Raw genomic sequence first — 6,677 nt, forward strand, 5'->3', positions numbered from 1 at the left:
GTCCGGCCGTGCTCAGCCCTTCGGGCCTCCGCGCGGTCGGCCTCTCGACACCGGCGCGCCCCTGCGGCTCACGCGTGCTACTCATGCTGGCCCTCGGTTCTTGCTGATCTCAGAGTCTTCTACGGCCCTGGAGACGGAGGCCACCGTCTCCTGGTCGAGGTCGAACAGGGTGCGCAGCGCGTCCGCGTACCCGGCGCCGCCGGGCTCGGCCGCGAGCTGCTTGACCCGTACGGTCGGTGCGTGCAGCAGCTTGTCGACGACGCGTCGCACGGTCTGGGTGATCTCCGCGCGGTGCTTGTCGTCGAGGCCGGGCAGCCGTCCGTCGAGCCGGGCGATCTCGCCCGCGACGACCTCGGCGGCCATGGCGCGCAGGGCAACCACGGTCGGCGTGATGTGCGCGGCCCGCTGGGCTGCCCCGAAGGCCGCGACCTCGTCGGAGACGATACGCCGGACCGCGTCCACGTCCGCCGCCATCGGAGCGTCCGCCGAAGCCTCGGCGAGCGACTCGATGTCCACGAGCCGCACTCCGGCCAGCCGGTGCACGGCGCCGTCGACGTCCCGCGGCATCGCGAGGTCGAGGAGCGACAACACGGGCGCGGGGCGCGGGATGTGGGCGACTGGCTCGGGCCTGCGGCGCTCGGGGATGCGTCCGACGGTCGCGGCCATGGTGGCGAGTTCGGTGATGAGTTCCGCCTCGGCCTCGGGCGTACGCCGGGCCGCCTCGCGCCGGTCGACGGCGCTGCCGCCGACCCAGGCCGCGTGCTGCTCCAGCGTCGCCGCGTCCATCCCGGCCACGGCGGCCTCCCCCATCACGGAGAAGCCGGTCGCCCCCTGCACCGCGGACAGGTCCAGCGGACAGCCGTCCTCGGTCCCGACGGACGTCGGCGGAAGCTCTTCGCGTACGCCGCTCTTCGCAGCCGTACGACCGACCGTGGCGTCCTGCGACACCCGGCCCTCGACCGCCTCCGCGACCGTTTCGGCCGTGAGGACGAGTCCCGTCGCTCCCGTGCAGGACACGGCGACATCGGCACGTGTCAGCTCGAACGGCACCGAATCCATCGGTACCGCGCGGGCGGACACGTCCGTTTCGGGGCTCTCGGTGATGATCTGGGCGAGGCGCTCGGCGCGGTCGGACGTGCGGTTGGCGACGACGATCTCGGCGACCCCGGCGCGGGCGAGGGTCGCGGCGGCCAGCGACGACATGGAACCGGCGCCGATGACCAGGGCGCGTTTCCCCTTGGCCCAGGCGTCGACCGCCGTGCCGGAGGAGAGCTGTTGAAGGCCGAAGGTCACCAGGGACTGGCCCGCGCGGTCGATGCCGGTCTCGGAGTGGGCGCGCTTGCCGACTCTGAGGGCCTGCTGGAACAGCTCGTTCAACAGCCGCCCGGCGGAGTGCAGTTCCTGCGCCTTGGCGAGGGAGTCCTTGATCTGGCCGAGGATCTGGCCCTCGCCGACCACCATCGAGTCGAGGCCGCAGGCCACCGAGAAGAGGTGGTGGACGGCCCGGTCCTCGTAGTGCACGTAGAGATAAGGAGTGAGCTCGTCCAGGCCGACGCCGCTGTGCTGGGCGAGCAGCGTGGACAGTTCGGCGACGCCCGCGTGGAACTTGTCCACGTCGGCGTAGAGCTCGATGCGGTTGCAGGTGGCCAACACCGCGGCCTCGGCGGCCGGTTCGGCGGCGACCGTGTCCTGGAGGAGCTTGAACTGGGCGTCCGCGTTCAGCGTGGCCCGCTCCAGGAGACTGACCGGCGCGCTGCGGTGGCTCAGCCCGACGACGAGGAGACTCATGCCGGCATCACGGCGGGGACGTCCCCGTCAGGGCCCTGCTCGGCGGAGTCGCCGCGGTGCGCGGCGGTCGGGTGCGCCGCCTGGTTGGCGGCCTCCTCGCCGGCCTTGCGCTGCTCGTGGAAGGCGAGGATCTGTAGCTCGATGGAGAGGTCGACCTTGCGTACGTCGACACCGTCCGGGACGGTCAGCACGGTCGGCGCGAAGTTCAGGATGGACGTCACACCGGCGGCCACGAGGCGGTCGCAGACCGGCTGGGCGGCACCGGCGGGAGTCGCGATGACGCCGATGGAGACGCCGTTGTCGCTGACGATCTTTTCCAGCTCGTCCGAGTGCTGCACCGGGATGCCCGCGACGGGCTTGCCGGCCATCGCCGGGTCGGCGTCGATGAGGGCGGCGACCCGGAAGCCGCGGGAGGCGAACCCGCCGTAGTTGGCGAGCGCGGCGCCGAGGTTTCCGATACCGACGATCACGACCGGCCAGTCCTGGGTGAGGCCCAGCTCGCGGGAGATCTGGTAGACGAGATACTCGACGTCGTAGCCCACACCGCGGGTGCCGTAGGAGCCGAGGTACGAGAAGTCCTTGCGCAGCTTCGCGGAGTTGACCCCGGCGGCGGCCGCGAGCTCCTCGGAGGAGACCGTGGGCACCGAGCGCTCCGAGAGTCCGGTCAGCGCGCGAAGGTACAGCGGGAGACGGGCGACGGTGGCCTCGGGAATCCCTCGGCTACGGCTCGCCGGTCGGTGAGTTCGGCCAGTTGCCACGGTGCTCCTGCGGGTAGAGCGGGGCTGTGGGCGGTCACACGTACCCAGACCGCCCCGTCGAAAGCAGGCTATGTCTTTGTGAACGCGTGCACAAAGATGGTGTCCGATTTGCCCGGCCAACGTGACCGGGGTCACGCACCCGCGTCCCAGGCGTATTCCAGGGGGCAAAACCGCCACACTCCTCGTAATTCCCGCCCCCGAGACCAAACCGCCGTCGATCCTAAGCGACGTTCGGGTGCGCGTTGAACTACTTGGTCAGTTCCCGGCGCAGCCGGCCCTCGTCCACCCGCCAGAACGTGTGCTGTTTCCCATCCACGAGGACGACCGGAATCTGCTCCCAGTACTCGTCGTGCAGTCGCTGGTCCTGGGTGATGTCCTTCTCCTCCCAGGGGACCCCGAGGTCGGCGCAGACCTTCTCGACGACGAGCTGCGCGTCCTCGCACAGGTGACAGCCGGGCTTGCGGATGAGGGTGACCAGATGACTCATGCACACCATTCTCGCGCCACCGGCGCGCTTCTTTAACGGCCCGGTCGCGGAGAGTTCACAGCCTCCGAACCTCTCGGCTCCGGAACCACCGAACAGACTGGCTATGCTCACGACATGGCCGCTCTCGGATGGCTCACTCCCCGTAGGCGTTCCGCCACGGCGCGGAGCGTGTTGGCAGGCGAGGCCTCTGCGGAGGCAGCGCGCAAGTCGTCGCAGGACGCGCAGGACATACAGGACGCCCTCGCGCGGGAAAAAGCAGCGGAGGAACCGGAGTTCCCGGTCCTCGGCGACGACAGAGCGGCCGCGTTCTTCGACCTCGACAACACCGTCATGCAGGGCGCGTCGATCTTCCACTTCGGCCGGGGCCTGCACAAGCGGAAGTTCTTCGAGACCCGCGACCTCCTCAAGTTCGCCTGGCAGCAGGCCTGGTTCAGGCTCGCCGGCTCCGAGGACCCCGAGCACATGCAGGAGGCGCGCGACTCCGCGCTGTCCATCGTCAAGGGCCACCGCGTCGCCGAACTCCAGTCGATCGGCGAGGAGATCTACGACGAGTACATGGCCGAGCGCATCTGGCCCGGCACCCGCGCCCTCGCCGAGGCACACCTCGCCGCGGGCCAGAAGGTGTGGCTCGTCACCGCCGCCCCGGTGGAGATCGCCACGGTGATCGCCCGCCGCCTCGGCCTCACCGGCGCCCTCGGCACGGTCGCCGAGTCGGTCGACGGCGTCTACACCGGCAAGCTGGTCGGCGAACCGCTGCACGGCCCCGCGAAGGCGGAGGCGGTAAGGGCGCTGGCGGCGGCGGAGGGCCTGGACCTCTCGCGCTGCGCCGCGTACAGCGACTCGCACAACGACATCCCGATGCTCTCGCTGGTCGGGCACCCCTACGCCATCAACCCGGACTCCAAGCTGCGCAAGCACGCGCGCGAGCTGGACTGGCGGCTGCGCGACTACCGCACGGCCCGCAAGGCGGCCAAGGTCGGCATCCCGGCGGCGGCCGGCGTGGGCGCGGTGGCCGGCGGCACGGCCGCGGCGATCGCTTTGCACCGCCGACGCCGGTGACGCGGTAAACACAGCCAATCCACGATTCGTACCCGCGTAACCCCCTGTCCAGTCACGTTGGCTGCACACGGCCACAACACGCCCTGGTCCGTGACTGAATTCGGACCGTTCTGATCAACAACCGGTCACTCTGCGGTACTTGATCGGGCGTCAATCGGTTACGGAAGCGACGTAATCGATGATTTGAGCAACTGGGTGTAGCAGCGCCTGCACGAAGCGTTATTCTCCTCAGACGCAATCCGGTACCCCTCCGTCGCTACGACGGGTGAATGTTCCGGTACTGCACGTGATGGAAGCTCTGCCTCTGGGAGTCCCGTGTACCCACACGTCGGGGTTGACGCCTCGGGCCTGGCTACGCTGCGCGCAACGGTCCAAGACCTGTTGCGCGGCTTCGTCCCCACCGCGTACGCCGTCCCCGCCGCCTTCGCCACCACCGCACCCGTCGGTCCGTGCTATGCACTGGCCGACGGTGGCGCCGCGGTGGGCAGACGAGGGCGCTCGGCCGGCGCCGCCACCGCACGCCGTCCGGCCGCTGACAGCGACAGCGGCCGGATGATGGACCTCGTGGAGCGTGCCCAGGCCGGCGAAGCCGACGCCTTCGGCCGCCTCTACGACCAGTACAGCGACACTGTGTACCGGTACATCTACTACCGAGTGGGAGGCAAAGCCACCGCCGAGGACCTCACCAGCGAGACCTTTCTGCGCGCCCTGCGCCGCATCGGCACGTTCACCTATCAGGGTCGGGATTTCGGCGCCTGGCTCGTGACGATCGCCCGCAACCTGGTCGCCGACCACTTCAAGTCCAGCCGCTTCCGGCTGGAAGTGACCACCGGCGAGATGCTCGACGCCAACGAGGTCGAGCGCTCCCCCGAGGACTCCGTCCTGGAGTCCCTGTCGAACGCCGCCCTCCTCGACGCCGTACGACGGCTCAACCCGCAGCAGCAGGAGTGCGTCACGCTCCGCTTCCTCCAGGGTCTCTCGGTCGCGGAGACCGCCCGGGTGATGGGCAAGAACGAGGGTGCGATCAAGACCCTCCAGTACCGGGCCGTGCGCACTCTCGCCCGGCACCTCCCGGACGACGCCCGCTGACGGCATACGCTCGGTAACGCCCAACTCGCGCTCAGTGAAAGTCCGTTGAGTTCGCGGTCGGATCATCCGTCGTCCGTAACCCAAGTGCCGCGCCACTCGTTGTGCGGGATACAGGCTCCCTGTGGTCACACCCTGACCCTCTCCGATCACTCGATCGTGTGGATGCGGTCAGGCTGTGCAACCCTCAGGACCCCCTGGGGAGTCGACCGTCATGACGCGAGAGGAGGTGCCGCCAGTGATCGCGAACGTATCGGCGCACCGGCGGGCGAACGCCTTCGCCCAGGCCCTGGATGAGGAGCAGTCCGACCGGGGTACGGCGGCCGAGCAGTCCGAAGGACCGGCTCCGGCCACCTCGGCTGCTGCGGAACAGACCGAGCAGGGCCGCATGCTGGTCTTCGCCACCGGTCTCGGCGAGCTGCCCAAACCCGTGCTGGACCCCGAGGTCAAGGTGGTCCAGCGGGCTCAGCTGGTCGCCGCGTTCGAGGCCATGCTGCAAGGGGGCGAGGCACCCGAAACCTCGGTACCGGAGCAGCGTTCCCACCGGTCCCGGGGTGCGCACCGGGCCACCGGTCTGGGCAGGCTGCGACCGCGCACCCGACTCACCAAGGGCCTCGCGGCCGGCGGACTGAGCGTCGGGGTGGCCGCCGGGGCCTTCGGCGGAGTGGCCGCGGCGAGCTCGGGCGCCCTGCCCGGTGACTCGCTCTACGGCCTGAAGCGCGGCATCGAGGACTTCAAGCTCAACTACCTGTCCGACGGCGACGACCAGCGCGGTGTGGCCTTCCTCGACCAGGCGTCCAACCGCCTGGGTGAGGCACGCCGGCTGATCGAGCGGGACCGCGGCGGCCACCTCGACCACGAGCAGCTCGGCGAGATCCGCCGCACGCTGTCCGGGATGACGCACGACGCGTCCGAGGGCCACCGCCTGCTGCACGAGGCGTACGAGCAGGACCCGAACTCGCTGGGCCCCATCCAGGCCCTCTCCGCGTTCTCCCGCTCGCACCGCGAGGCATGGGGCGCCCTGCGCGACCGCCTCCCCGTCCAGCTCGGCGACGTCAGCGACCAGGTCTCCTCGGTCTTCGACGCCATAGACGATGAGGTCGCCCCGCTCCAGTCGCTGCTCCCCCAGCCCCCGGCCACGACCCCCGGCACCGGTAGACACCGCGCTCCCGGTACGTCGTCCACGGGCGGCTCCACCGGCACCCACCGCTCGACGACACCGGGCACGACCGACGGCTCCGCGGAGACCGGCCACTCCAGCACCCCCAGCGAGTCCGCCAGCACCGGCGACGGCCTCCTCGGCGGCAACACGGGCGGCCTGCTGGACCCCCCGAAGTCCTCCGGCACGGAGTCGCCGTCCGCGAGCAAGCCCTCGATCACGGAACCGGACGTCACGCTGCCACCGCTGCTCCCGGGCCTGCTGCCCGGCCTGGGCATCGACAGCGAAGACGCCGGCAACTAGGCGGTCACACGACGACGGGGTGCCCTTCCTGCACGGA

6 protein-coding genes are annotated in these 6,677 nt (G+C 70.3%); 3 read left to right on the top strand and 3 right to left on the bottom strand.

The window, feature by feature from the left end; translation table 11 throughout:
- Positions 1-81 precede the first annotated feature (81 nt).
- The 3 genes from ACFWP5_RS51230 to ACFWP5_RS51240 all read right to left on the bottom strand — a co-directional run bounded on the left by ACFWP5_RS51230 (position 82) and on the right by ACFWP5_RS51240 (position 3,033).
- Positions 82-1,788, bottom strand: coding sequence for a glutamyl-tRNA reductase (locus ACFWP5_RS51230; protein ID WP_384173938.1), 1,707 nt, complete (start codon positions 1,786-1,788; stop codon positions 82-84).
- The gene (locus tag ACFWP5_RS51235) at positions 1,785-2,546 is read right to left on the bottom strand and encodes a redox-sensing transcriptional repressor Rex (protein WP_384173941.1); all 762 of its coding nucleotides are present in this window, start codon (positions 2,544-2,546) and stop codon (positions 1,785-1,787) included. Before ACFWP5_RS51235 ends, ACFWP5_RS51230 begins: the two co-directional genes overlap by 4 nt.
- 247 nt (positions 2,547-2,793) lie before the next feature.
- Positions 2,794-3,033, bottom strand: a complete 240-nt coding sequence (locus tag ACFWP5_RS51240) for a glutaredoxin family protein (RefSeq protein ID WP_384173944.1) — start codon at positions 3,031-3,033, stop codon at positions 2,794-2,796.
- Between the two features lie 114 nt (positions 3,034-3,147).
- Between ACFWP5_RS51240 and ACFWP5_RS51245 the strand changes: the two genes are divergently transcribed.
- The 3 genes from ACFWP5_RS51245 (at position 3,148) to ACFWP5_RS51255 (ending at position 6,640) form a co-directional block, all read left to right on the top strand.
- Complete coding sequence (locus tag ACFWP5_RS51245) at positions 3,148-4,092, top strand: HAD family hydrolase (RefSeq protein ID WP_384173947.1); 945 nt, start codon at positions 3,148-3,150, stop codon at positions 4,090-4,092.
- Between the two features lie 315 nt (positions 4,093-4,407).
- Positions 4,408-5,181 (top strand): ECF subfamily RNA polymerase sigma factor, BldN family, encoded by a 774-nt coding sequence (locus ACFWP5_RS51250; RefSeq protein ID WP_384173950.1) that lies wholly within the window; start codon positions 4,408-4,410, stop codon positions 5,179-5,181.
- Positions 5,182-5,416: 235 nt separating this feature from the next.
- Positions 5,417-6,640, top strand: coding sequence for a DUF5667 domain-containing protein (locus tag ACFWP5_RS51255; protein ID WP_384173952.1), 1,224 nt, complete (start codon positions 5,417-5,419; stop codon positions 6,638-6,640).
- The last annotated feature ends 37 nt before the right edge of the window (positions 6,641-6,677 follow it).

Source organism: Streptomyces sp. NPDC058469, assembly GCF_042721125.1.
In the GTDB taxonomy this organism is placed as follows: Bacteria; Actinomycetota; Actinomycetes; order Streptomycetales; family Streptomycetaceae; genus Streptomyces.